Below are 24,712 nucleotides of genomic sequence, written 5' to 3'. Positions count from 1 at the left end.
CCGCCACGCTTTCCAAAGGCTCACCATACACCCATTTCGCCGCGCATCGCGGAAAAGTTCGGCGTTTGCCTCAGTACTATTTCGCGCTAGATACTAGCTCATGACGCATGGGCCATCCGGCCCGTGTTCGCTGGACGGATGGCCTGCGCCGCCCGCGATGCTCCTCTGCTAGACTCGGCCCGAGGCCGGCGTCTCCGGCATACCCGGCCGCACCTGGAACTGCAAATGCAAGCAAGCATGGACACGAGATTCGATCAAGAGCGTACGGCCGGCGTGCATGTCCGACCGCCTAGGGGTGCATGAGCGGGCCCACGCCAGCCACCGTCAAGGCATGGTTCGCCGCGCGCGGCTGGACGGCCTTCCCCTTCCAGCGCCAGGTCTGGAAGGCGGCGTTGGCCGGCCAGTCCGGCCTGTTGCACGCCAATACCGGTGCCGGCAAGACCTTTGCAGTCTGGTTTGCCGCCCTGCAGCGCGGCGCGCTCGTCAAGGGCAGGAAAGCGGCCGGACTGCGGGTCTTGTGGATCACGCCGATGCGTGCGCTCGCCGCCGACACCCAGCGCGCGCTGGAAAGTTCGGCAGCCGAGCTGGCGCCCGACTGGACCATCGGCGCACGCACCGGCGACACCGGCTCGGCCGAGCGCGCGCGCCAGTCGCGCAAGATGCCGGCCACGCTGGTAACCACGCCCGAGAGCCTGTCGCTCATGCTCAGCCACGCCCAAGCCGCCGAGCAGTTCAAGCACCTCGACATGATCGTCATCGACGAGTGGCACGAGCTGATGGGCAGCAAGCGCGGCGTGCAGGTGCAGCTGGCGCTGGCGCGGCTGCGGCACTGGCGCCCCGGGCTCGTGGTCTGGGGTGTGTCCGCGACCATGGGCAACCTGGACCTTGCGCGCCAGGTGCTGCTCGGTGGCGACGACGGGGTGCTGGTGGAGGGCGACTTGCGCAAGCAGATCGTCGTCGACTGTTTGATCCCCGAGAACGTGGCGCGCTTCCCCTGGGGCGGCCACATGGGCCTGCAAATGCTCGGTCCCGTGATCCGCGAGATCGAACAGCATGAGGCGACGCTGGTCTTCACCAATACCCGCGCCCAGTCCGAGATCTGGTACCAGAACATCATCGACGAGCGCCCCGACTGGGCCGGCCTGGTCGCGCTGCACCACGGCTCGCTCGACCGCGAAGTACGCGAATGGGTCGAGATGGGTCTCAAGAAGGGCGGGCTGAAGGCCGTGATCTGCACCGCCAGCCTGGACCTGGGCGTGGACTTCCTGCCGGTCGAGCGCGTGCTGCAGGTGGGCAGCGCCAAGGGCATCGCGCGCCTGCTGCAGCGGGCCGGGCGCAGCGGCCACGCGCCGGGGCGGGTGTCGCGCGTGACCCTGGTGCCGACCAACAGCCTCGAGCTGCTGGAAGCGGCCGGCGCCAAGAAGGCAGTGGCGGCGCGCCGTATCGAAGGCCGCTACGTGCCCAACAAACCCTTCGACGTGCTGGTGCAGCACCTGGTCACGGTGGCGCTGGGCGGGGGCTTCCGCTCGGGCGAGCTGTACGAGGAGGTGAAGCGCGCCTGGTCGTATCGGAACCTGGACGAGGAAGAGTGGCAGTGGGCGCTCGATTTCGTGGCGCGCGGCGGCCAGAGCCTGACCGTCTATCCGGAATACAAACGCGTGCTGCCGGACGAGGAGGGCGTCTACCGCGTGCCGGATGTGGCGATCGGACGCCGTCACCGCATGGGCATCGGCACCATCGTGTCCGACTCGACCATCTCGGTGAAGTACATGAGCGGGGGCCGCATCGGCAGCGTCGAGGAATCCTTCATCTCGCGCCTGAAGCCCGGCGACCACTTCCTGTTCGGCGGGCGCATCCTGGAATTCGTGCGCGTGCACGAGATGACGGCGTTCGTGAAGCGCGCCACCACCAACCGCGGCGCCATCGCGCGCTGGCAGGGCGCCAAGATGCCGATGTCCTCGGAGCTGGCGCATGCGGCGCTGGAAGAGCTGCGGCTGGCCTCGCAGGGCATCTACGACAGTCCCGAGATGGAGGCGATCCGTCCGCTGGTCGACATCCAGTGCCGCTGGTCGGCGCTGCCAACCAGCGAGACCCTCGTCATCGAAAGCATGAAGAGCCGCGAAGGCTGGCACTTGTTCGTCTATCCGTTTGCGGGGCGTTCGGTGCACATGGGGCTGGCCTCGCTGTTCGCCTACCGGATCGGACGCATGCAGCCCTCGACCTTCTCGATTGCGATCAACGACTACGGTTTCGAACTGCTCACACCGGAGCCGGTGGACTGGTCCCGCATGTTTGCGGCCGGGATGGGCCTTGATGTGGACCTGTTCAGCACCAACTGCCTGCTGGAAGACGTGCTGGGCAGCCTGAACGCCACCCAGCTGTCGCAGCAGCGCTTCCGCGAGGTGGCGCGCATCGCAGGCCTGGTATTCCAGGGCTATCCGGGCCAGCCGAAGTCGAACCGCCAGCTGCAGGCCTCGTCCTCGCTGTTCTTCGAAGTCTTCCGCAAGCATGACTCGGGCAACCTGCTGCTGACCCAGGCGCAACGCGAAGTGCTGGAGCAGGAGCTGGAGCTGACGCGCCTGCGCGAGACCCTCGTTGAGCTGCACGGGCGCCGCGTGGCCTTCCGCGAAGTCAGGCGCGCCACGCCCTTCGGCTTCGCGCTGATGGTCGAACGCTTCCGCGAGAAGGTCAGCACCGAGAAGCTGTCCGACCGCGTCGCCCGCATGGTGCGCGAACTCGAGAAGGCGGCCGCGGCATGACCGGCGCATCAAGCAAGAGCGCCAGCAGCGTCGCGGTCCGGGTCGCCGGCGAAACGGTCCTGCTGCTGCCGGAGAAGGCGCTGTACTGGCCGCATGAAAGCATGCTGGTCATCGCCGACATCCACTTCGGCAAGGCGGCGGCTTTCCGCGCGCTCGGCGTGCCGGTGCCGCGCGGGACCACCACGGAAAACCTGCTCGGGCTCGACGCCCTCGTCGATGCGCACGGGGCGCGCCATGTGGTCTTTCTCGGCGACTTCCTGCATGCGCGCGCGGCCCATGCGAGCGCGACCCAGCAAGCCATGCTGGCCTGGCGCGAACGCCGTCGCGACCTGCAGCTCACGCTGGTGCGCGGCAACCACGACCGCCATGCGGGCGACCCGGCCGAGGCGCTCGGCATCGACCTGGTGGACGAACCGCATGCGCTCGGCCCCTTCGCCTTCTGCCACCATCCCGACCTCGATATGGCGGGGGGAAATCCGGGGTATGCCCTGGCCGGCCATATTCACCCGGTCTATGTGTTGGCGACCCGCTTCGATGCGCTGCGCCTGCCGTGCTTCGTGGTCGGGGAAGACCGCATGATCCTGCCTTCCTTTGGCGCCTTCACCGGCGGGCATGCGATCCGTCCGGAGCCGGGCGACAGCATCTACGTCACATCCGGCGACACCGTCCACTGCGTACGATAGCGTACCGACCCATTGTCGTGCTGGCGCGAAAATTCTTCTCGACATTGAGGTGATCCTGTACCGCCATCGACAAGGGAGGAGAAGCCATGGTTTTCCGCAAGCTCTTGCAAGCCGGGTTCGCCGCGCTGATTGCGCTCGGACCGGTCCTGACGGGGAGTGCCACCGTCCAGGCCCAGCAAGTCCAGAACCGCGCCTACGGGCCGGTCATCAACGGGTTCAATGTGGAAGAAGTGCGCCGCCTGACGCCCGGCGTCGGGCTGCATTTCGACCTGTACGGCAGCCCGGGGGGCATTGCGACGCTGCGCATCGACGGCGCCACCCGCAACCTGAACCTGACCGAAGTCGAGCCCGGCCAGTACACCGGCAGCTATACCATCGGCACCCACGACCGGATCCGCCCGGAAAGCGGGGTGACCGCCAACCTGCGCCTGGGCAACCAGGTTGCCACGAGCTTGCTGAGCGAATCTCTGCTGCAGCCGAACGCACCGCGGGAACGGCGCGGCCAGTTGGCTGCGGCGCCGGCGATCGAGCGCTTCGACGTGCAGGGCAGCCCGGACCTCAGCCCGGGCAATGAACTGCGCTTCACCGTGTTCGGCACGCCGGGTGGCCGTGTCGAAGTAGCGATTGCCGGAGCGCGCGGCGTGTTCTTCCTGCCGGAAGTGCGGCCGGGCGAGTACGACGCCGTGTACACGATTCGCAACGCCGACCGGATTGCCCCGGACAGCCGCGTCACTGCGACCATCCGCGCCAACGGCCGCTACACCACCTCGGTGCTGGGCCGTCCGCTGCAGGCGGGTGGACTGGCAAACGCGCGCATCAGCGAGCCGCGCCAGGCGCGCTACTGCACCAACTGCGCGGTGGTAGAGGCGGTGAACGTGATCGAAGTGTCGGGTAATGGCAATTACCTGGGCACGGCAGGCGGGGCCGTCATCGGTGGCCTGCTCGGCAGCCAGGTCGGCAGCGGCAGCGGCCGTACCGCGGCCACGGTGGCGGGCGCCGTGGCGGGTGGCATGGCAGGCCGCAACGTCCAGCGCAACATGAACCGCAGCCAGCGTTATGAGGTGGTCGTGCGCTATTCGACCAGCGGCGCGACGCAGATCCTGCAGTTCGAGAACGATCCGGGTTTCCGCCAGGGGGATCGGGTGCGGGTGAACAATGGAGTGTTGTCGCGGGATCAGTAACGGTAGAGCACTTTTATACCGTAGGGTGGGCGGCTTCGCCGCCCATGCGTTCAAGCCCAGCGAGATCTGCCCGTTCGTTATGTCATCCGTCCACTATCACCGCGTGGGCGGCAGAGCCGCCCACCCTACATAACAAGGGGCGGCCTTGTTGTTTTTCAGGCACACCGTTCAGGCGGTTGCCAGGACCTGGTCGTCACCCGGCTGTTCGCTCTCGGCCTTCTGCTTGGCACCACCCTTGGTGCGCGAGCGCGACGGCGGCAGGCGGCGCAGGGTCTTGAGCGCTTCGGCGTCCTTGATGCCGATGGTGCGCTGGTCGACGGTGATCAGGCCGATCTCGTTGAAGGCCGACAGGGTGCGGCTGACCGTTTCCAGCGTCAGGCCGAGGTAGCTGCCGATCTCGTGGCGCGTCATGCGCAGGTTGAACAGCTTGCTCGAGTAGCCCATTGCGGCAAAGCGGTCGGCCAGCGAGACCAGGAAGCGGGCCACGCGGGCTTCGGCGGACAGGGCGCCGAGCATGCCGATCATGGTCTGCTCGCGCACCAGTTCGCGGCTCATGACCCCGTACATCATGTTTTCGAGCTCCGCGTGGACGCGGCCGAGGGCGGTCAGCTTCTTGAACGGAAGCAGGATCAGGTCGCAGTCGGACAGGGCCACCGCTTCCGAGGCGTAATGGCGGGTGTGGATGCCGTCCACGCCCAGCATGTCACCCTTCATCGGGAAGCTCAGCACCTGCTCGTTGCCGAACTCGTCGATGAGCACGGTCTTGAGGAAGCCCGAGTTGACGATGTACAGGGTGTCGAAGGCCTGGCCGATGGTGTGGACACGCTGGCCGGTCTTGAACTGGACATGCTGGAACAGCAATTCTTCGGAAGTCACCGAGACGCTGGCCGGGATGCGGAGCAGGTCGCAGACTTCCTTGAGGTTGGACCAGAGGCGTCCCTGGCGCTGGCGGCCAGCTTCCATGGGGGAGTGCAGGGTCGGCTGGGTGACGTTGCGTTGTTCTGACGTTGGCTAGGACTGCATACTCATCTCCAGGTGAAAGACTCAAGGTTTCAGGCGGCGACCACAGGGCGGAGCAAGCAACCGGGGCTAGAGCAGAACCTTGCTGCAGGTTGGCTCACGCTGGGACTTGGATCGCAAGCAAGTCGAAACGCTGGATTCAGTATGCCAACACGAGTCCGGCACGGATATCAGCGATGGCTGAATATGTAGGTAGGAAGGCTGACAGACCTGTAGGAATAATCCGACCGACAATGTTGAACGACAGAGGGAAGAGCCGGGAAGGCGTTGTAGGAGGAGGGGCAGTGCGGGGACGGGGAGGATGCCCCCCTGGGAGGGGCAACTGGCGGCACAAAATCGCCGCCAGTGTGTCTAATTCTTCTTGATCCTAGGCCTTCATCGGTGACAAGAGCCGGTGCGCCACGGCGTACTGCACCATTTCGGACAGCGAGGTCATGCCCATCTTCTGCATGATGCGGGTCTTGTGGGTACTGACCGTCTTGACCGACAGGTGCAGGTTGTTGGCGATCTCGGTGATCGATTTCCCGCCGACGAGAAGCGAAAACACCTCGAATTCACGGTCGGATAGCTGTTTATGCAACAACTGTTCGTTCGGCGCCATGATATTCAGCGCCAGCTGCTCGGCCACCTCGGTACTGATATAAGGACGTCCCGAGGCCACCTTGCGGATCGCGCCGACCAGCTGGGTGCCCGCGCTCTCCTTGGTGAGGTAGCCCTGGGCGCCGGCGCGGATCGCCCGCACCGCGTACTGTTCTTCCTCGTGCATGGTGAGGATCAGGATCGCCAGCTTGGGCGCCTCGCTGCGCACCTGGCGGATCAGGTCGACACCGCTGCGGCCCGGCATCGACAGGTCGAGCAGCAGCAGGTCGAATCCGCCCTGACGCACCTGAGCCAGCACTTCGAAGCCGTTGGTCGCTTCTCCGGCGATCTCGATATCCGGCGCCCCATCGAGGATGCGCTTGAGTCCTTCGCGCATGATCGTGTGGTCGTCGGCAATGACGATGCGAATCATAAAACCATCCTTCTTGGTGAAAGCGACGATGACCGGTTCAGGCTAACACAGGACGGCGCCGGCATTTGTCGTTCTTTCTTCACGCGGGCTTCCTTTTCAGGCGGGTACAGGCTCACTGATCAGGCGGTGCACCAGCACTGGCTTGGTCGTGTGCGACAACACCTTGTTGGTGACGCTGCCAAGCAACAGCTGGCCCCAGCCGCTGCGGCCGTGCGATCCCATGAAGATGAGGTCGCAGCCTTCCTGCTCGGCGACGTCGACGATTTTCAGGGCCGCAGTATCGGAAAACGCGGTCATGCAGCCGTGCTTCAGGCCCGCGCCGGCGCAGGACCGCATGATCTTGCCCATGTACTCCTCGCCCATGCGGCGCATCTGCGCGATATATTCTTCTTCGCTCGGGTAGGAGGGGGGGATGATTTCCACGTACACGGGATACTGATACTCGGGAGCGACGAACAGCGCCAGCACCTCGGCGCCCATCTGTTGCGCGAATTTGACGCCGGCGCAGGCCGTATGCTGCGACACGGCCGAGCCGTCGGTGGTGATCAGGATTTTGCGGTACATGGTGACTCCTCCAATGGCCACGCCATTCTGGGGCGTACCGGGCGCGGCGGCGATTGCAAGAACGCAAACTGTTGAGCTCGATCAAACTTCGGGCTCTTATTTTCCGGCAAGAGGGATACGATGACAAGCAGACCCGTCGAGTTACGAAAAACAACACCTCCCTTGTGTAAACATTCAGGAACCGTGCTGTTTAATTGTCGCGGAATTAAGTTTCGCTGTCCATTTTGTTGTGTCTCTGCCGATGAGATTTACCTGTGGCAACTACGCTGCTACACTCGCATGCAAACCTTGAACCAACCGGCATTGCCGCCCGTGCGCACCGGATGGTTGCAGTAATCACACCGAATGCAACGCTCATTGCGAACTAATACACCATGGAGAAGCAGGGATTATGACCGACGCCGCTGACGATTTCGACGCATTATTCGAGGAAGTGGCGGCCCAGCGCGCCAGCGCTCCGGCTGCCCCTGCGCCGGCGGCCGAGCCGGCACCTGCCGTCGCTGCCGCCACCGTTGCCGCAGACGAAGACGACCTCGACTCCCTGTTCGACCAGGTCTCGGCGGCGAGCGCACCTGCCGCTGCCGCTCCGGTTGCCGCCGTTGCCGCCCCGGTGGCCGCCGCGCCGGCCCTGCCGCCCGCGACCAGCGACGGCGAACACGCGATGTTCGAGCGCCTCGGCGGCATCGTGCGCCTGCTGCACGATTCGCTGCGCGAGCTCGGCTACGACAAGGCGCTGACCGAGGCTTCCTCGGCCATCGTCGACGCCCAGGACCGCCTGGAATATGTCGCTACCCTGACCGAGCAGGCCGCCAACAAGGTGCTCAACACCCTGGACGACGGCATGCCGGCCCAGGACCTGCTGTCGAAGCAGGCCAAGGACATGGAGACCCGCTGGGCCGACCTGTTCTCGGGCAAGCTCAGCCTGGATGAATTCAAGGCCCTGGCCGGCGATTCGCGCCAGTTCGCCACCGCCGTGAACGAAGCGACCGAAGCCGAGAAGGCGCGCCTGCTCGAAATCATGATGGCCCAGGACTTCCAGGACATCACCGGCCAGCTGATCAAGAAAGTGGTCAAGATCACCCAGACGGTGGAGAACGAGCTGGCGCAGCTGCTGCGCGACCACGCTCCGGCCGACCTGAAGGAAAAGCTGGCGAAGAAGGAGGTGCCGTCGCCGCCCGCGCCTGCGCCGCTGATGCAGGGTCCGTCGGTGCCGGAGTCGGCACTGAACCAGGATAGCGTTGACGATCTTTTGGCCGATCTGGGGTTCTAATGGACGATATGCTCAAGGACTTCGTCGTCGAGGCGATGGACCTTGCGGTAAATGTTGAAGAACATTTGCTGCGCCTCGAACGCGATCCGGACAACAAGGAAACACTGAATGCGGTGTTCCGCTCCTTCCACACGATCAAGGGCGGCGCCGGCTTCATGGGCCTGCCCGCGCTGGTCGCGGCCTGCCACCTGACCGAGAACCTGTTCGACGCCCTGCGCACCGGACAGGCGCCGGTGACACCGCTGGCGATCGAGGCCGCACTCGAAGCGTCGGGTTTCGTGGCCGACCAGCTCAATGACCTGAACAACGGCACGCCGCCGGAAGGCCTGGCGCAGATGCCGGCCGCCCTCGAGCGCATCCTGACGGACGCGATCGAAGGCAAGGGCGCACCGAGCGCCGCGCCCGCCGCGCCGGTGGCTGCGCCCGCGCCTGCGCCAGTCGCCGTCGAGCCTGCCGCCGCTGCCGCGGCGCCGGGCCCAGGTGACGATGGCCTCGACTGGGTCGGCATGTACAACGCCGTGGTGCCGGCCAGCGCCGCGATCGCCGCAGGATCGGCGCCCGCAGCGGCGGCCGCGGCTGCGCCGGTTGCCGCCGCTGTCCCGGCCGAAGCCGCACCGGCCGCCAAGCAGGGCGGCTGGGACGGCGTCGATCGGCGCCAGAACGACAAGGTCGCCGATGCGCGCGCCGCCGCAGCCCCGGCCAAGGACGAAAGCATCCGTATCGATGCGGTCAAGCTGGACGCGCTGCTGGAAGTGGCGGGTGAATCGGTGCAGGCCGCGAACCAGGCCGCCGTGCTGCTCGAACGCCTGCAGCAGTTCAAGTTCGAAGGCCCGGCCGCCGCCCTGATGGCAACGCTCACCGAGACCCTGGAGCGCGCCTCGCGCTACTCGGCCGAACTGCAGCGCGCCACGCTGGCGACCCGCATGCAGCCGGTCGGCCGCCTGTTCCAGAAGTTCCCGCGCCTGGTGCGCGAGCTGGCCAAGGACCTCGGCAAGGACGTCGAGCTGACCATCGAAGGCGCCGAGACCGAAGTCGACCGCGTCGTGGTGGACAGCCTGTACGACCCGCTGGTACACATGCTGCGCAACGCACTCGACCATGGTGTCGAGTCGCCGGAAGAACGCATCGCCGCCGGCAAGCCTGCCAAGGCCTTCATCCTGCTGAAGGCATGGCAGGAAGCCAACAGCGTCATGATCGTGCTGCAGGACGACGGCAAGGGCATGGACCCCGTCAGGCTGCGCCGCAAGGCGATCGACAAGGGCCTGATCGGCGAGAACGGCGCCCCGAACGACGACGACGCCTACCAGCTGGTGTTCCTGCCCGGCTTCTCGACCAAGGAGGTGGCTTCCTCGGTCTCCGGCCGCGGCGTGGGCATGGATGTGGTCAAGACGGCGGTCGAGAAGAACCGTGGCGCGATCCGCATCGAATCGCAGCTCGGCCAGGGCACGCGCTTCGCGATTCGCCTGCCGATCGAACTGTCGATCGTGCCGACCATGCTGGTGTCGACCTCCAGCGCCTCGCTGGCGCTGCCGATGGCCGTCGTCGAGCGCGTGGTCGAGTTGCCGGAAGAGTTCCAGTGCGTCGGCGGCGCGCCGGTGCTGAAGGACCAGGGTCGCCCGCTGCCGGTGCGTTCGCTGGCCCTCGCCCTGGGCTACGAAGCCTGCTCGGAACGCGTCGGCATCGTCATCAACGCCCCGCAGCCGTATATCCTGGCGGTGGAAGCGGTGGACGGCACGGCCGACCTGGTGATCAAGCCGATGACCGCGCTGTCGGTCGAGGGCATCACCGGCACCGCGCGTTCGGCCGAAGGCGAACTGGTGCTGGTGGTGGGACTGTCCTTCCTGATGGATGGCTGCCGCTCCACGGTCCGTTTGGCCGCGTAAGTAGTTACTGCAGTGCGCAAAGCGGTCCAATGACCGCTCTGTGACAAAAGCGCATACAAAAGCCTGAGCAAGCCTGCTCAGGCTTTTTTTATTTGCATGCTGAGTTGTCTATGCAAATAACATTTGCTTTTATTTTTATTCCTTAGCAGAAAAATGCGTTGCCCCCGCTTGGTGCGGCAGTGCACAATTATGGCATAATCAAAAACCGTCCCCGCGCTTCGCCATTCCTTGGGGTACCGCCTTCACCGGATAGACCATGCAAAAAACGCTCTACGACAAACTCTGGGATTCCCATGTCGTGCGTGCCGACGCCGATGGCACCACCGTCCTCTACATCGACCGCCACCTGGTGCACGAAGTCACCAGCCCGCAAGCCTTCGAGGGCCTGCGCGAGGCCGGCCGCGGGCTATGGCGCACGGCCGCGAACCTGGCGGTGGCCGACCACAACGTGCCGACCACCGACCGCGCCCACGGCATCGCCGACCCGACCTCACGCCTGCAGGTCGAGACCCTGGACGCCAATGCGAAGAGCTTCGGTCTCACCTACTTCGACATGAACGACAAACGCCAGGGCATCGTCCACGTGATCGGCCCGGAGCAGGGCGCCACGCTGCCCGGCATGACGGTGGTCTGCGGCGACTCGCACACCTCCACCCATGGCGCCTTCGGCTGCCTGGCGCACGGCATCGGCACCTCGGAAGTCGAGCACGTGCTGGCCACGCAAACCCTGCTGGCCAAGAAGTCGAAGTCGATGCTGGTGCAGGTCGACGGCGAACTGCCGCCGGGCGTGACCGCCAAGGACATCGTGCTGGCCGTGATCGGCAAAATCGGCACCGCCGGCGGCACCGGCTATGCCATCGAATTCGGCGGCTCGACCATCCGCGCCCTGTCGATGGAAGGCCGCATGACGGTCTGCAACATGGCGATCGAAGCGGGCGCGCGCGCCGGCATGGTCGCGGTGGACGACACCACCATCGACTACGTGAAGGGCCGCCCGTTCTCGCCCAAGGGGGAGCAGTGGGAGCAGGCCGTCGCCTACTGGCGCACCCTGCACTCGGACGAAGGCGCTGCTTTCGACACCGTCGTCAGGCTCGATGCGGCGGAGATCCGTCCCCAGGTTACCTGGGGCACCTCGCCCGAGATGGTGACCTCGGTCGACGGCCGCGTGCCTGATCCGCGCGAAGAGAGCGACCCCGTGCGCCGTGGCGCCATCGAGAAGGCCCTGGCCTACATGGACCTGGCGCCGAATACCCCGATCGAGCAGATCCGGATCGACAAGGTCTTCATCGGCTCCTGCACCAACTCGCGCATCGAAGACCTGCGCGCCGCAGCAAGCGTCGTGCGCGGCCGCCAGCGCGCGCCCAACGTCAAGCTGGCGATGGTGGTGCCGGGGTCGGGCCTGGTCAAGGAACAGGCCGAGCGCGAAGGCCTGGACCGCATCTTCACGGAAGCCGGCTTCGAGTGGCGCGAGCCGGGCTGCTCGATGTGCCTTGCCATGAACGCCGACCGCCTGGCTCCGGGCGAGCGCTGCGCCTCGACCTCGAACCGCAACTTCGAGGGACGCCAGGGACAGGGCGGCCGCACCCACCTGGTGTCGCCCGCGATGGCGGCGGCGGCAGGCATCGCCGGCCATTTTGTCGACGTACGCGCACTCTGAAACGTTAATGAACTCTTGAACAAGCCGCTTTATCCGTCATACCGAAACAGGAACATCATGAAAAAAGCAATCGCCCTCGCACTCGCCGCAGCATTCGTCCTCACCGGCTGCAACACCATCTCGGGCATCGGCAAGGACGTGCAGAAGGTCGGCCAGGTCGTCACCAGCGCCGGCGGCAAATAACAATTCATCAGGAGCCGGAGCGACCATGGATAAATTCACCGTACACGAAGGACTGGTGGCGCCGCTCGACCGCGCCAACGTCGACACCGATGCCATCATTCCGAAGCAATTCCTGAAATCGATCCGCCGCACCGGCTTCGGCCCCAATCTATTCGACGAGTGGCGCTACCTGGACCACGGCGAGCCGGGCCAGGACTGCAGCACCCGTCCGGTCAACCCGGATTTCGTGCTCAACCAGTCGCGCTATGCGGGCGCCTCGATCCTGCTGGCGCGCAAGAACTTCGGCTGCGGCTCCTCGCGCGAGCATGCGCCCTGGGCCCTGCAGCAGTACGGCTTCCGCGCCATCGTGGCGCCGAGCTTCGCCGACATCTTCTTCAACAACTGCTACAAGAGCGGCCTGCTGCCGATCGTGCTGTCCGAAGAAGCGGTGGACGGCCTGTTCAAGGCGGTGGAGGCGAACCCGGGCTTCAAGCTGACGGTGGACCTGGAACAGCAGCGCATCAGTTCCGCCGACGGCAGCCTGTCGTACGGCTTCGCCATCGACGACTTCCGCAAGTACTGCCTGCTCAACGGCCTGGACGACATCGGCCTGACCCTGCGCCACGCCGACGAGATCCGCGGCTTCGAACAACGCCACCTGGCCGCCCAGCCCTGGCTGGCCAACACGATTTGAGAGAGACCGCATGAAAATCGCAATCCTGCCGGGTGACGGCATCGGCCCGGAAATCATGGACCAGGCGGTCAAGGTCCTGGACGCGCTGGGCGAACCGTTTGAAATGGAAACCGCCCAGGTCGGGGGCGCCGGCTACGCGGCCCACGGCCACCCGCTGCCGGAAGGCACCCTGAAGCTGGCCAAGCAGGCCGACGCAGTGCTGTTCGGCGCCGTCGGCGATTACCAATACGACACGCTCGAGCGCGCGCTGCGCCCGGAGCAGGCCATCCTCGGCCTGCGCAAGGAGCTCGGCCTGTTCGCCAACCTGCGCCCGGCCATCCTGTATCCGGAACTTGCAGGCGCCTCCACGCTCAAACCCGAGGTCGTCTCCGGCCTCGACATCCTGATCATCCGCGAGCTCACCGGCGACATCTATTTCGGCAAGCCGCGCGGCGTGCGCGAATGCCCCGACGGGCCGTTTGCGGGCCAGCGCGAAGGCTTCGACACCATGCGCTACGCCGAAGGCGAAATCCGCCGCATCGCCCACGTGGCATTCGGGGCGGCGCGCAAGCGCGACCGCCGCGTCACCAGTGTCGACAAGGCGAATGTCCTCGAGACCTTCCAGTTCTGGCGCGATATCGTTACCGACGTCCACAAGGAATACCCGGACGTCGAGCTCGAACACATGTACGTCGACAACGCGGCCATGCAGCTGGTGCGGGCGCCGAAGAAGTTCGATGTCATCGTTACTGGTAACATGTTCGGCGACATCCTGTCGGATGCCGCCGCCATGCTGACCGGCTCGATCGGCATGCTGCCCTCGGCCTCGCTCGATGCGAACAACAAGGGGCTGTACGAGCCCTCGCACGGCTCGGCGCCGGACATCGCCGGCCAGGGCGTGGCCAATCCGCTGGCGACCATCCTGTCGGCCGCGATGATGCTGCGCTTTACCTTCGGCCGGACGGAGCAGGCCGACCGTATCGAGAACGCGGTCAAGCGCGTGCTGGCCCAGGGGCTGCGCACCCCCGACATTTACGAAGCAGGTACCAGCAAGGTCGGTACCGAAGAGATGGGCAATGCCGTAGTTGCAGCCCTCCAATAATTTGAACTATCCAAGGGAAAAATAATGAAATTAGTAGGCCTGGTAGGTTGGCGCGGCATGGTGGGTTCGGTCCTCATGCAGCGCATGCAGGAAGAGGGCGATTTCGACCACATCGAGCCGGTGTTCTTCACCACCTCCAACCCGGGCGGCGCCGCGCCTAAGATGGCGAAAAACGAAACCCTGCTCAAGAGCGCGACGGACATCGCCGAGCTGTCGAAGTGCGAGATCATCATCTCGTGCCAGGGCGGCGACTACACCACCGAGGTGTTTCCAAAGCTGCGCGCGAGCGGCTGGAACGGCTACTGGATCGACGCCGCATCGACCCTGCGCATGAACGACGACGCCGTCATCGTGCTGGATCCGGTGAACAAGGACGTCATCAAGAACGCCATGTCGCGCGGCGTGAAGAATTTCATTGGCGGCAACTGCACCGTGTCCTGCATGCTGATCGGCCTGGGCGGCCTGTTCGAGCGGGGCCTGGTCGAGTGGATGACCTCCATGACCTACCAGGCGGCATCGGGCGGGGGCGCCCAGCACATGCGCGAGCTGCTGACCCAGTTTGGCACCATCAACCAGTCGGTCAAGCCGCTGCTGGACGATCCGGCTTCGGCCATCCTCGAGATCGACCGCACCGTGCTGGCGACCCAGCATGGCCTGAGCGCCGAGGAGACCAAGCAGTTCGGCGTGCCGCTGGCCGGCAACCTGATCCCCTGGATCGACAAGGACCTGGGCAACGGCCAGTCGAAGGAAGAGTGGAAGGCAGGCGCCGAGACCAACAAGATCCTGGGCCGCGGCGAAGGTTTCGGTACCAGGGCCATCCCGGTGGACGGCCTGTGCGTGCGCATCGGTGCGATGCGCTGCCATTCGCAGGCACTGACCATCAAGCTGGCCAAGGACGTGCCGCTGGATGAGATCAATGACATCATCGCCTCGCACAACCAGTGGGTGAAGCTGGTGCCGAACACCCGCGAAGCCTCGATGCGCGAGCTGTCGCCGGCCGCCGTGACCGGCAGCCTGACCATTCCGGTGGGCCGCCTGCGCAAGATGTCGATGGGTAACGATTACCTGTCGGCCTTCACCGTGGGCGACCAGCTGCTGTGGGGCGCCGCCGAGCCGCTGCGCCGCATGCTGCGTATCGTCCTCGATAAGTAAGTCCTTGCAGGGAGGTCGGCCATGCCGTCCTCCCGCGGGCGATTCAGTCGCCGCACCGTGTTGCCAGCCTTGCCACGACCACTATAAAATTGCCAAGCGCTTGTAATCAAACGCTATCAATTTCACTCCGCATCGGTCATTCTGGCCACACATCCTCTGTCGCCGCGCCATCCTTGTGCGCGGGGAGCTTGCATGCTCCAGAGCATGATGATATGTTGAGACTCCCGGGAATTGTCTTTCCTCTGGCCAACTTCCTTAGGTTTAACCATCCATTGCCCATTATGCATTTTCAACACCGTCCTCCGCTTATGGCGTTTGCGCTGAAAGCAGTCACCGCAGCCGTCGCCAGCGCCGTGCTCCTGTCGCCCGCTGCCCAAGCTGCCGGCCTCGGGAAACTGACGGTGCTGTCGGCGCTCGGCCAGCCGCTGCGTGCCGAAATCGAACTGACGACGACCGCCGGCGAAGATGCATCGAACATGGCAGTGAAACTGGCCTCGCCTGAAGCCTTCCGTGCGGCCAACATCGAATTCAACCCGGCCCTGCTGTCGCTGCGCTTCAATGTCGAGCAGCGCGCGGGGCGCCAGTTCATCCGCGTCACCTCGACCCAGCCGCTGAACGAGCCCTTCGTGGACATGCTCCTCGAGCTGTCGTGGAATAACGGCCGCCTGGTACGCGAGTACACCTTCCTGCTCGATCCGGCCGAACTGCGCAACACCCAGCCGGCCCAGGTGGCGGCCGAGACGCGTCCGGCAGCGGCCCAGGCGGCTGCTCCGGCTGCACAGTCGCGCCCGCTTGCACCACAGCCGGCAGCGCCGGCGGCGCAACAGCCGCAGCAGGCTCCGGCGCCGCGCGCCGCTGCGCCCGCGCCCGCCGCCGCGATCGATACCCCGTCCAGCTACCGCGTGCGCCAGGGCGACACCCTGGGCAAGATCGCCGCCAAACTCAAGCCCGCGGACATCTCGCTCGACATGATGCTGGTGGCCTTGTACCGCGCCAACCCGGACGCCTTCATCGGCAACAACATGAATCGCTTGAAGTCGGGCCAGATCCTGTCGGTGCCCGATTCGAGTGCCATGCGTGGCACCGGCGACGCCGAGGCGCGCGGCATCGTGGTTGCGCACGCGGCCGACTTCAATGCCTACCGCAACAAGCTGGCAGGGCAGGTCGCCAATGCCGCCCCGCAGCGTACCCCGCAGGCCGGCCAGAGCGCGGCCGGCAGAATCACTGCCAAGGTCGAGGAACGCCCGACCGCGGCCAACGAATCGCAGGACCAGCTGCGCCTGTCGAAAGCCATCCAGGCGGCGGCTGGCGCGCAGGGCGATGGTAATAAGGCAAGTGCCGAAGACACCATTGCGCGCGAGCGCGAGCTGGAGCAGGCCCAGGCCCGCGTGAAGGAACTCGAGAAGAACGTCAATGAGCTCGAACAGCTGATGACGGTGAAGAGCCGTTCCGGCAGCGAGGTGCAGAATGCCGCCGCGGCGGGCGTCGCAGGTGCCGCAGCCGGCGTTGCCGCCGGCGCGTCCGCGGCTCCGGCAGCCAAGCCGGTCCCGAAGGCCGACCCGGTCACGCCGGCCGAGCCCAAGCTCGTGGAGAAGAGCTTCGCCGACACGCTGATGGACAACATCAACTACCTTGCCGCCGGCGCCGCCATCCTGCTGCTGGGCGCGCTGGGCATCTCGCAGCGCCGCAGGAAGAAGGGGGACGGCGCCAAGGCCGTCGTCGCCGAACCCTCGGTGCTGGGCGTGCCGACCCAGGCCGCGCATTCGCTGTTCGCGGAAGCGGGCGGCCAGAGCGTCGACACCAGCAACAGCGTATTCAATTCCAGCTTCGCTCCCTCGGCTTCGCAGCTCGACACCAATGAAGTCGATCCGGTCGCGGAAGCCGACGTCTATATCGCCTACGGCCGCGATGCCCAGGCCGAAGAGATCCTGAAGGAAGCGCTGCGCACCCATCCGGAGCGCCATGCGGTGCGCCTGAAGCTGCTCGAGATCTACGCGGCCCGCAAGGACCTGCGTGCCTTCGAGACCCAGGCCAGCGAGCTGTACAGCCTGACGCGCGGCCACGGCGACGAGTGGGCACAGGCCGCCGCGCTCGGCCTGAGCATCGACCCGAGCAATCCCTTGTATGCCAGCGCCACCGGCGCCGCGCCGGTCACGCCGGCCCCGAGCCCGCAGGAGCGCGACCAGCAGTCGCTGCTGTCGCAGCAGCTCGAAGCGTCGTTCCGCGGCGCTTCGGCACCGGCAACTGCGGCAGCGCTCGGCGCAGGCGCGGCCTATGCCGCGATGGACCACGACGAACAGCAGGACACGACCGCCGTGCCGGTGGCCGACGCTACTGCGGCAGCCGAGCAGCGCCTTGATGCCAACTCGCTCGACTTCGACCTTGGCGGCCTGACCTTCGAGCCGGTCGCCAGCACCGAACCGATCGCCATGGCCGGCCCCGGCCATGATGCCGCCCTGGATGAAACCGCCGTGCCGGACCTCGACTTCGCACTGGACCCGCTCGATGATTCGTCGATCACCGAGCCTCCGGCCGACGTCACCGCGGCCCCTGCGCCCGCCGGCGAGGAGCCCTTCGACCTGGCCTTCGACATGAGCTTCGGCGAGCCGGAAACCGCCGCGCAGCCCGAGGCGGCAGCGGCTGTGCCGGGATCGGACGTGGACATGGCCGGGCTGGCCGCCGAATTCGACCTGCCGCCGCTGCCCGCGGTGGCGGAAGACGAGGTGCCTGCGCTTGCCGCGACGGCCGCCTCCTCGGCTGCGGGCGCCGAAGCGGACCCGCTGTTCGACCTCGACACCATGGACTTCGGCCTGCCGCCCACCCCGGCGGCGCCTGCTGCCGTGGCCGACGCCACCCCGTTCCGCGACGAGGTGCCGGCCATCGCCGCACCGGTGTCGGCCGTGTCGCTCGGCACGGACGACCCGCTGTTCGACCTCGACACCATGGACTTCGGCAGCCCGGCCGAACAGGCCGCTGCGCCAACCCTGACCCCGGCACCGGTCGAGCCCTTCGAATTCGACGCGCCGCAGGAAGCAGCCAGCCCGGCGGACAGCGAAGCGATGCCCTTCGACATCCCGTCCACTGGCGACGACCCGTTCGCGCTGGACGAGGTCCCGGCGATTGCGCCGACTGCCGCCGCGCCTGCCGCGGCACCGGTGGAGCCGAACTTCGACCTGGCCGACATCGACCTCGACCTGCCGTCCTTCGAGCAGCCTGCGGTCGCGAACGCCGACCTGCCGGTGCCCGGCGAGGCGCTCGCGCCGGCAGCGATGTCGCCGGAATACATGGAAATGGAAACCAAGCTCGATCTCGCGATCGCCTACCAGGAAATCGGCGACAAGGAAGGTGCGCGCGAGCTGCTCGATGAAGTCATCAAGGGTGGCAGCAGCGAACAGGTGAGCAAGGCCAGCGCAATGCGCTCCCTGCTCGCGTGAGGCGCATCGCACTGGGTGTCCAGTATGTAGGCACCACCTGGAACGGCTACCAGAAGCAGCCGGCACGCAACACGGTCCAGGACCAGCTCGAGATCGCCCTCGAGAAGTTCGCCTGCACGCCGCTTGGCACCACCTGCGCCGGCCGCACCGATGCCGGCGTGCACGGCATCGAGCAGGTGGTCCACTTCGACACGGAGCTCGACCGCGCCATGCAGAGCTGGGTGCGCGGCGTGAACGCCTTCCTGCCCGACTCGATCGTGGTGCGCTGGGCGCACGAGGTGGCGCCCGACCCCGACGGCAACGAATTCCACGCGCGCTTCTCGGCGCGCTCGCGCACCTATCACTACGTGCTCTACAACCACCCGAACCCGTCGGCGCTGCTGGCCGGCCGGGCAGGGTGGGTGTTCCGTCCGCTGGACGTGGAGCGCATGGTTGAAGCTGGCCGGTACCTGATCGGCGAGCACGATTTCTCGGCCTTCCGGGCCTCGGGCTGCCAGGCCAATTCGCCGGTGAAGCAGATGCACGAGGTGAGCATCGAGCGCTACGGCGACGTGCTCGTGTTCACGGTGCGGGCCAGCGCCTTCCTGCATCACATGGTGCGCAATATCGTCGGCTCGCTCATCTATGTGGGCACGGGCCGCAACGAGCCGGCCTGGATGAAGGAAGTGCTGGAGAGCCGCTCGCGCGACGTTGCCGCGCCCACCTTCATGCCCGATGGCCTGTACCTGGCCAAAATCGATTACGATCCCAAGTGGGGATTGCCGCAGGAGCCTGCGCATCCGCTGCCGTGGCTGTAAGCCGCTACTTGGGAATGACTATGCAACGCACCCGTATCAAGATTTGCGGCATCACGCGCGAGGAAGACCTGCGCGCGGCCGTTGATTCCGGCGCCGACGCGCTGGGATTCGTTTTCTATTCGAAAAGCCCGCGCTATGTCACGCCCGAGCAGGCTGCCGAGCTGTGCACGGCGCTGCCGCCCTACGTCAGCGCCGTGGCGCTGTTCGTCAATGCCAGCGTGGAAGAGCTGAGGGCGGTGGCGGCCAGGGCGCCGCTGTCGCTGATCCAGTTCCACGGCGATGAAACGCCTGAAGCGTGCGCGGAGCTGGCTGCAGCCGTGCAGCGTCCCTTCGTGCGGGCCTTCCGCGTCAGGCCGGACACAAGCCCGGATGAACTGCTAGAATATGAGCGTATATACCGCGCCGCCAGTCCCTGGTTCTCCGGCCTGTTGCTGGATACCTGGGTGGACGCCTACGGCGGCGCAGGAAAGGTCTTCGATTGGTCTCTCGTCCCAAAAGAGCTCGCGCCTCGGGTCGTTTTGAGTGGTGGCTTGAACGTACAAAACGCGACTGACGCGATCGTACGTGTTCGTCCCTTCGCGGTCGACGTCAGCAGTGGCGTCGAAGCACGGAAGGGCATCAAGGATGCCCGCATGATTGCCGACTTCATCAAGGCCGTGCGGGCCGCCGGCGCCATCATTACGAGTGAGAACCATCATGAAAGATCGTCCTAGCGGAAATACTCCGCTGTTCCAGACCCCTGACTACCAACTGCCTGACCAGAGCGGGCACTTCGGTCCCTACGGCGGCAGCTTCGTCGCCGAAACCCTGTCGCACGCGCTGGCCGAGCTGAACGAGGCCTATGCGCGCTTCTCCACCGACCCCGAATTCCTCGAAGAATTCCGCTACGAGCTGGCCCATTTCGTCGGCCGTCCGTCGCCGGTGTACCACGCGCGGCGCTGGTCCGAGCAGCTGGGGGGCGCCCAGATCTTCCTCAAGCGCGAAGACCTGAACCACACCGGCGCGCACAAGATCAACAACGTGATCGGCCAGGCGCTGCTGGCGCGCCGCATGGGCAAGAAGCGCATCATCGCCGAGACCGGCGCTGGCCAGCACGGCGTGGCCACCGCCACCATTTGCGCGCGTTTCGGCATGGAGTGCGTGGTCTACATGGGCAGCGAGGACGTCAAGCGCCAGGCCCAGAACGTCTACCGCATGAAGTTGCTGGGCGCGACCGTCGTGCCGGTGGAATCGGGCTCCAAGACCCTGAAGGACGCGCTCAACGAAGCGATGCGCGACTGGGTCACCAACATCGAGAACACCTTCTACATCATCGGTACCGTGGCGGGACCGCACCCGTATCCGATGATGGTGCGCGACTTCCAGTCCGTGATCGGCGAGGAGTGCCGCGTGCAGATGCCGGCCATGACCGGCCGCCAGCCGGACTACGTGCTGGCCTGCGTCGGCGGCGGTTCCAATGCGATGGGCATTTTCTATCCCTACATCGACGAGCCGGGCGTGAAGCTGGTCGGCGTGGAGCCGGCGGGCGAGGGGCTGGAGACGGGCAAGCATGCGGCGTCCTTGAATGCCGGCATCCCGGGCGTCCTGCACGGCAACCGCACCTATCTGCTGCAGGATGAGAACGGGCAGATCATCGAGACGCACTCGGTGTCGGCCGGCCTGGATTATCCGGGCGTGGGGCCGGAACACGCCTGGCTGAAGGACATCAAGCGCGCCGAGTATGTGTCGATCACGGACGAGGAAGCCCTCGGCGCCTTCCACGACTGCTGCCGCATCGAAGGCATCATCCCGGCGCTGGAGTCGTCGCACGCGATCGCCTACGCGACCAAGCTGGCGCCGACCCTGGGCAAGGACAAGCTCATCCTGGTCAACCTGTCGGGCCGCGGCGACAAGGACATGCACACGGTGGCGCAGAGGATGGGGCTGGATTTCAGCTGACCCATCTTTTGCTCATCCATCCGTACATTCTCATAGAAAGAACAGCATGTCCCGTATCGCATCGACCTTTGCGTCCTTGAAGGCGCAGAACAAGACCGGCCTCGTCACCTTCATCACCGCCGGCGACCCCGGGCCCGAACTGACGGTGCCCCTGATGCACGCCCTGGTGGAGGGCGGCGCCGACGTCCTGGAACTGGGTGTCCCGTTTTCCGACCCGATGGCCGAAGGCCCGGTCATCCAGCGCGCCTGCGAGCGCGCGCTCAGGTTCAACATCGGCCTGAAGGACGTCTTCGGGTTCGTCCGTGAATTCCGCGAGACGAACACCACGACGCCGGTGGTCCTGATGGGCTACGCCAACCCGATCGAGCGCATCGGCCCCGACAGCTTCATTCGCTGCGCGAAGGAAGCGGGCGCCGACGGCGCGATCGTGGTCGACTATCCGCCGGAAGAGTGCGCGGCCTTCGCGGAAGCCATGCGCGCCAACGAGCTCGACCTGATCTTCCTGCTGGCCCCGACCTCGACCACCAAACGCGTGCAGCAGGTGGCGCAGTACGGCAGCGGCTTCAGCTACTACGTCTCGCTGAAAGGAGTGACGGGCGCCGGCAGCATCGACACGCAAGACGTCGCACGGCGCGTGAGCGCGATCCGCGAGCACGTCAAACTTCCGATCGGCGTCGGCTTCGGCATCCGCGACGGCGCCACCGCGCGTGCGGTGGCGGAAGTGGCGGACGCGGTCGTGATCGGCAGCCGCATCATCCAGGAACTGGAGTCGGTGCCGAAGGAGCGGGCCGTGGAAGCGGTGCGCACTTTTACCTCCGGTATCCGCAGCGCCCTGGACGCCTGAACGAAGATTGCCTTCACGCAAGACGCGGCTTGTGCCGGCACGTCTTGTGCTGGAGGTCATCGAGGTACATTGGATTCGTTGTTCCTATAAACGATTCTTTGGATCCTACGATGAAAATACATATTGTCAACGTATCGGTCGGCCAGTCTGCCAAGGTCCTGGCCGTGCTGTACACAGTCATGTCACTGCCCATCATGCTGTTCGTGACACAGGGACGCCATCGCGGCGTCCTTTTTTTTAAAGATGTCGGATTGCTAATTAGCCGGGCGACAGCATTCGACAAGCGGGGCGCTTGCGGCTACACTACCGCCACTTCGAAGACTTGCCGCAAGGAGAAAAGATGAGTTGGCTAGAAAAACTGCTGCCCCCACGGATCCAGCGCTCCGATGCCGCCAAGAGTAAGACCATGCCCGAAGGGCTGTGGGTCAAGTGCCCGTCGTGCGAGTCGGTCCTGTACCGCGCCGACCTGGAATCGAACCAGCATGTTTGCCCCAAGTGCGACCATCACATGCGCATTCGCGCCCGCGAGCGCCTCGATGCGCTGCTCGACGAAGGCGGCCGCTATGACATCGGCCAGGAAACCCTGCCGGTCGATACCCTGAAGTTCAAGGACAGCAAGAAGTATCCGGACCGCCTCAAGCAGGCCATGGATGCCACCGGCGAGACCGATGCCCTGATCGTACAGGGCGGCTCGATCATGAGCCTGCCGGTCGTCGTTGCCTGCTTCGAATTCGAATTCATGGGCGGCTCGATGGGCTCGGTCGTCGGCGAGCGCTTCGTGCGCGGCGCCCAGGTGGCGCTCGAGCAGAAGGTGCCCTTCATCTGCATCACCGCCACCGGCGGCGCCCGCATGCAGGAAGGCCTGCTGTCGCTGATGCAGATGGCCAAGACCACCGCCATGCTGACCAAACTGTCGGAGAAGAAGCTGCCGTTCATCTCCGTGCTGACCGACCCGACCATGGGCGGCGTCTCGGCCTCGTTCGCCTTCATGGGCGACGTCGTCATCGCCGAACCGAAAGCCCTGATCGGCTTCGCCGGCCCGCGCGTGATCGAGAACACCGTGCGCGAAAAGCTGCCGGAAGGCTTCCAGCGCGCCGAGTTCCTGGTGCAGAAGGGCGCCGTCGACATGATCGTCGACCGCCGCAAGATGCGCGAGGAAATCGCCCGCCTGCTGGCACTGCTGCAAAACCAGGCCGCCGACGCGCTGGCCTGATCCACTCCTGGTGCGGGCGTCCACGCGTCCGCACCAGCGCCCCGCGCGCTATCACCGAAGTTCATCCAATGTCCACTCTCCCGACCACCTTGCCCGACTGGCTGGCGCTGCTCGAGTCGCGCCATGCCGAAACCCACATCGACATGGGGCTCGACCGTGTCCGCGCCGTCAAGGAACGCATGGGGCTGGCCTTCGGCTGCCCTGTGATCATGGTAGCCGGCACCAACGGCAAGGGCTCGACCTGCGCCATGCTGGAAGCCATGCTGCTGCAGTCCGGCTACCGCGTGGGCCTGTACATCAAGCCCCACTTCCTCGACTTCAACGAGCGCGCCCGCATCAATGGCGAGATGGCTTCCGATGAAGCGCTGGTAGCCAGCTTCGATGCCGTGGAAAGCGTGCGCGGCGAGGTCTCGCTGACCTACTTCGAATTCACCACGCTGGCGATCATGCACCTGATCTCCCAGGCAAACGTGGACGTCGCGATCCTCGAGGTCGGCCTGGGCGGACGCCTGGACGCCGTCAACGTGGTCGACGCCGACGTGGCGATCGTCACCAGCGTCGACATCGACCACACCGACTACCTGGGCGACACCCGCGAGGAGATCGGCTTCGAGAAAGCGGGCATCTTCCGTCCGGGTAAGGCCGCGATCTGCAGCGATCCGGTGCCGCCGCAATCGCTGGTCAAGCATGCCGAAGACATCGGCGCCGACCTGTGGCTGCTGGGCCGCGACTTCAACTACCAGGGCGACCAGCAGCAGTGGAGCTACGGCGGCCGCGGCCAGCGCCGCAATTCGCTGGCCTATCCGGCCCTGCGCGGCGCCAACCAGCTGCTCAACGCCTCGGCCGCGCTGGCCGCGCTCGAGGTGCTGCGCATGGAGCTGCCCTGCGGTGCGCAGGAGGTGCGCGCCGGCCTGGCCATGGTCGAGCTGCCGGGACGCTTCCAGGTGCTGCCTGGCCGTCCGACCCAGGTGCTGGACGTGGCCCACAATCCGCATGCGGCGGCGGCCCTTGCGCACAACCTCGGCAACATGGGCTTCCACCGCTTTACCTATGCGGTGTTCGGCATCATGGAAGACAAGGACATCGAGGCCGTGATCGCTCCGCTGCGCGGCATCGTCGACCACTGGTGCGTCACCGCGCTGCCGTCGCCGCGCTCGAGCGACCCGCAGCAGCTGGCCGAGAAGCTCGCGGCCCTGAAGCCTGCCGGGTCAAAGCCCGATGATTTTTCGGTCACGCCTTTCGCCACGCCGGCCGAAGCCTATGCGAATGCCGTGAGCCGCGCAGGGGAGAATGATAGAATTGTGGTCTTTGGCTCGTTCTACACGGTCGCCGGCGTCATGGCGGCCCGCAAAAACTCACTACACTGAT

General features: G+C 65.8%; 21 protein-coding genes. 18 read left to right on the top strand and 3 right to left on the bottom strand.

Annotation, left to right across the window (positions count from 1 at the left end; all coding sequences use genetic code 11):
- Window positions 1–299 precede the first annotated feature (299 nt).
- The 3 genes from MA09_RS14235 (at window position 300) to MA09_RS23740 (ending at window position 4,623) form a co-directional block, all read left to right on the top strand.
- Window positions 300–2,759 carry a ligase-associated DNA damage response DEXH box helicase gene (locus MA09_RS14235; RefSeq protein ID WP_036249552.1) on the top strand — a complete coding sequence of 820 codons (2,460 nt, stop codon included), beginning with the start codon at window positions 300–302 and terminating at the stop codon, window positions 2,757–2,759.
- Window positions 2,756–3,442: a ligase-associated DNA damage response endonuclease PdeM gene (gene pdeM / locus MA09_RS14230; protein WP_036249551.1), complete on the top strand. Its 687-nt coding sequence runs from the start codon at window positions 2,756–2,758 to the stop codon at window positions 3,440–3,442. The genes MA09_RS14235 and pdeM overlap by 4 nt, the downstream gene beginning before the upstream one ends.
- Before the next feature lie 86 nt (window positions 3,443–3,528).
- Window positions 3,529–4,623 (top strand): glycine zipper 2TM domain-containing protein, encoded by a 1,095-nt coding sequence (locus MA09_RS23740; RefSeq protein WP_051933438.1) that lies wholly within the window; start codon window positions 3,529–3,531, stop codon window positions 4,621–4,623.
- A 168-nt stretch (window positions 4,624–4,791) separates the two neighbouring features.
- Here MA09_RS23740 and MA09_RS14215 read toward each other — a convergent pair whose 3' ends face one another.
- From MA09_RS14215 to MA09_RS14205, 3 genes are all read right to left on the bottom strand, one after another.
- Entirely contained in the window at window positions 4,792–5,586 is a 795-nt protein-coding gene (locus MA09_RS14215; protein WP_027866725.1) for a Crp/Fnr family transcriptional regulator, read from the bottom strand.
- A 424-nt stretch (window positions 5,587–6,010) separates the two neighbouring features.
- A complete protein-coding gene (locus tag MA09_RS14210; RefSeq protein ID WP_036249548.1) occupies window positions 6,011–6,655 on the bottom strand; it encodes a response regulator transcription factor in 645 nt (214 codons plus the stop codon).
- Between the two features lie 96 nt (window positions 6,656–6,751).
- Window positions 6,752–7,219, bottom strand: coding sequence for a universal stress protein (locus MA09_RS14205; RefSeq protein ID WP_036249546.1), 468 nt, complete (start codon window positions 7,217–7,219; stop codon window positions 6,752–6,754).
- Window positions 7,220–7,610: 391 nt separating this feature from the next.
- Between MA09_RS14205 and MA09_RS14200 the strand changes: the two genes are divergently transcribed.
- From MA09_RS14200 to folC, 15 genes are all read left to right on the top strand, one after another.
- Window positions 7,611–8,489, top strand: a complete 879-nt coding sequence (locus tag MA09_RS14200) for a protein phosphatase CheZ (RefSeq protein ID WP_036249543.1) — start codon at window positions 7,611–7,613, stop codon at window positions 8,487–8,489.
- Complete coding sequence (locus MA09_RS14195) at window positions 8,489–10,372, top strand: chemotaxis protein CheA (RefSeq protein WP_036249540.1); 1,884 nt, start codon at window positions 8,489–8,491, stop codon at window positions 10,370–10,372. Before MA09_RS14200 ends, MA09_RS14195 begins: the two co-directional genes overlap by 1 nt.
- Window positions 10,373–10,628: 256 nt before the next feature.
- A complete protein-coding gene (leuC, locus tag MA09_RS14190; RefSeq protein WP_036249538.1) occupies window positions 10,629–12,029 on the top strand; it encodes a 3-isopropylmalate dehydratase large subunit in 1,401 nt (466 codons plus the stop codon).
- A gap of 57 nt (window positions 12,030–12,086) precedes the next feature.
- A complete protein-coding gene (locus MA09_RS24635; RefSeq protein ID WP_152594657.1) occupies window positions 12,087–12,212 on the top strand; it encodes an entericidin A/B family lipoprotein in 126 nt (41 codons plus the stop codon).
- Between the two features lie 25 nt (window positions 12,213–12,237).
- Window positions 12,238–12,885 (top strand): 3-isopropylmalate dehydratase small subunit, encoded by a 648-nt coding sequence (gene leuD / locus MA09_RS14185; RefSeq protein ID WP_036249535.1) that lies wholly within the window; start codon window positions 12,238–12,240, stop codon window positions 12,883–12,885.
- Window positions 12,886–12,895: 10 nt separating this feature from the next.
- Window positions 12,896–13,966: a 3-isopropylmalate dehydrogenase gene (gene leuB / locus MA09_RS14180; RefSeq protein ID WP_036249533.1), complete on the top strand. Its 1,071-nt coding sequence runs from the start codon at window positions 12,896–12,898 to the stop codon at window positions 13,964–13,966.
- Between the two features lie 24 nt (window positions 13,967–13,990).
- Window positions 13,991–15,118, top strand: coding sequence for an aspartate-semialdehyde dehydrogenase (gene asd / locus MA09_RS14175; RefSeq protein ID WP_081897594.1), 1,128 nt, complete (start codon window positions 13,991–13,993; stop codon window positions 15,116–15,118).
- Between the two features lie 308 nt (window positions 15,119–15,426).
- Window positions 15,427–18,552: a FimV/HubP family polar landmark protein gene (locus MA09_RS14170; protein WP_081897593.1), complete on the top strand. Its 3,126-nt coding sequence runs from the start codon at window positions 15,427–15,429 to the stop codon at window positions 18,550–18,552.
- Window positions 18,549–19,349, top strand: a complete 801-nt coding sequence (gene truA, locus MA09_RS14165) for a tRNA pseudouridine(38-40) synthase TruA (RefSeq protein WP_036249525.1) — start codon at window positions 18,549–18,551, stop codon at window positions 19,347–19,349. Before MA09_RS14170 ends, truA begins: the two co-directional genes overlap by 4 nt.
- A gap of 20 nt (window positions 19,350–19,369) precedes the next feature.
- Window positions 19,370–20,062, top strand: a complete 693-nt coding sequence (locus MA09_RS14160) for a phosphoribosylanthranilate isomerase (protein ID WP_036249522.1) — start codon at window positions 19,370–19,372, stop codon at window positions 20,060–20,062.
- On the top strand, window positions 20,046–21,287 hold the full coding sequence (gene trpB / locus MA09_RS14155; protein WP_036249519.1) for a tryptophan synthase subunit beta: 1,242 nt from the start codon (window positions 20,046–20,048) through the stop codon (window positions 21,285–21,287). The genes MA09_RS14160 and trpB overlap by 17 nt, the downstream gene beginning before the upstream one ends.
- A 46-nt stretch (window positions 21,288–21,333) precedes the next feature.
- Entirely contained in the window at window positions 21,334–22,131 is a 798-nt protein-coding gene (trpA, locus tag MA09_RS14150; RefSeq protein ID WP_036249516.1) for a tryptophan synthase subunit alpha, read from the top strand.
- A gap of 110 nt (window positions 22,132–22,241) precedes the next feature.
- Window positions 22,242–22,475, top strand: coding sequence for a hypothetical protein (locus tag MA09_RS14145; protein ID WP_036249514.1), 234 nt, complete (start codon window positions 22,242–22,244; stop codon window positions 22,473–22,475).
- A complete protein-coding gene (gene accD, locus MA09_RS14140; RefSeq protein WP_027866740.1) occupies window positions 22,472–23,344 on the top strand; it encodes an acetyl-CoA carboxylase, carboxyltransferase subunit beta in 873 nt (290 codons plus the stop codon). The genes MA09_RS14145 and accD overlap by 4 nt, the downstream gene beginning before the upstream one ends.
- Before the next feature lie 68 nt (window positions 23,345–23,412).
- Window positions 23,413–24,711 carry a bifunctional tetrahydrofolate synthase/dihydrofolate synthase gene (gene folC, locus MA09_RS14135; RefSeq protein ID WP_036249511.1) on the top strand — a complete coding sequence of 433 codons (1,299 nt, stop codon included), beginning with the start codon at window positions 23,413–23,415 and terminating at the stop codon, window positions 24,709–24,711.
- Window position 24,712 lies beyond the last annotated feature (1 nt).

The sequence above is a fragment of the Massilia sp. BSC265 genome, from assembly GCF_000740675.1.
Classification (GTDB): Bacteria; Pseudomonadota; Gammaproteobacteria; order Burkholderiales; family Burkholderiaceae_D; genus Telluria.
Note: the sequence above shows the minus strand (reverse complement) of the source record. Positions and strands in the feature narration are given on the sequence as shown.

What these genes read in the sequence shown, in the direction of transcription:
- leuD (WP_036249535.1), top strand. Translation starts at nt 12,238, where the DNA reads ATGGATAAATTCACCGTACACGAAGGACTGGTGGCGCCGCTCGACCGC.
- leuB (WP_036249533.1), top strand. Translation starts at nt 12,896, where the DNA reads ATGAAAATCGCAATCCTGCCGGGTGACGGCATCGGCCCGGAAATCATG.
- MA09_RS14210 (WP_036249548.1), bottom strand. Translation starts at nt 6,655, where the DNA reads ATGATTCGCATCGTCATTGCCGACGACCACACGATCATGCGCGAAGGA.
- folC (WP_036249511.1), top strand. Translation starts at nt 23,413, where the DNA reads ATGTCCACTCTCCCGACCACCTTGCCCGACTGGCTGGCGCTGCTCGAG.
- MA09_RS14160 (WP_036249522.1), top strand. Translation starts at nt 19,370, where the DNA reads ATGCAACGCACCCGTATCAAGATTTGCGGCATCACGCGCGAGGAAGAC.
- MA09_RS14200 (WP_036249543.1), top strand. Translation starts at nt 7,611, where the DNA reads ATGACCGACGCCGCTGACGATTTCGACGCATTATTCGAGGAAGTGGCG.
- MA09_RS14235 (WP_036249552.1), top strand. Translation starts at nt 300, where the DNA reads ATGAGCGGGCCCACGCCAGCCACCGTCAAGGCATGGTTCGCCGCGCGC.
- MA09_RS14170 (WP_081897593.1), top strand. Translation starts at nt 15,427, where the DNA reads ATGGCGTTTGCGCTGAAAGCAGTCACCGCAGCCGTCGCCAGCGCCGTG.
- asd (WP_081897594.1), top strand. Translation starts at nt 13,991, where the DNA reads ATGAAATTAGTAGGCCTGGTAGGTTGGCGCGGCATGGTGGGTTCGGTC.
- pdeM (WP_036249551.1), top strand. Translation starts at nt 2,756, where the DNA reads ATGACCGGCGCATCAAGCAAGAGCGCCAGCAGCGTCGCGGTCCGGGTC.
- MA09_RS14145 (WP_036249514.1), top strand. Translation starts at nt 22,242, where the DNA reads ATGAAAATACATATTGTCAACGTATCGGTCGGCCAGTCTGCCAAGGTC.
- trpA (WP_036249516.1), top strand. Translation starts at nt 21,334, where the DNA reads ATGTCCCGTATCGCATCGACCTTTGCGTCCTTGAAGGCGCAGAACAAG.
- accD (WP_027866740.1), top strand. Translation starts at nt 22,472, where the DNA reads ATGAGTTGGCTAGAAAAACTGCTGCCCCCACGGATCCAGCGCTCCGAT.
- MA09_RS24635 (WP_152594657.1), top strand. Translation starts at nt 12,087, where the DNA reads ATGAAAAAAGCAATCGCCCTCGCACTCGCCGCAGCATTCGTCCTCACC.
- MA09_RS23740 (WP_051933438.1), top strand. Translation starts at nt 3,529, where the DNA reads ATGGTTTTCCGCAAGCTCTTGCAAGCCGGGTTCGCCGCGCTGATTGCG.
- MA09_RS14195 (WP_036249540.1), top strand. Translation starts at nt 8,489, where the DNA reads ATGGACGATATGCTCAAGGACTTCGTCGTCGAGGCGATGGACCTTGCG.
- leuC (WP_036249538.1), top strand. Translation starts at nt 10,629, where the DNA reads ATGCAAAAAACGCTCTACGACAAACTCTGGGATTCCCATGTCGTGCGT.
- MA09_RS14215 (WP_027866725.1), bottom strand. Translation starts at nt 5,586, where the DNA reads ATGGAAGCTGGCCGCCAGCGCCAGGGACGCCTCTGGTCCAACCTCAAG.
- trpB (WP_036249519.1), top strand. Translation starts at nt 20,046, where the DNA reads ATGAAAGATCGTCCTAGCGGAAATACTCCGCTGTTCCAGACCCCTGAC.
- MA09_RS14205 (WP_036249546.1), bottom strand. Translation starts at nt 7,219, where the DNA reads ATGTACCGCAAAATCCTGATCACCACCGACGGCTCGGCCGTGTCGCAG.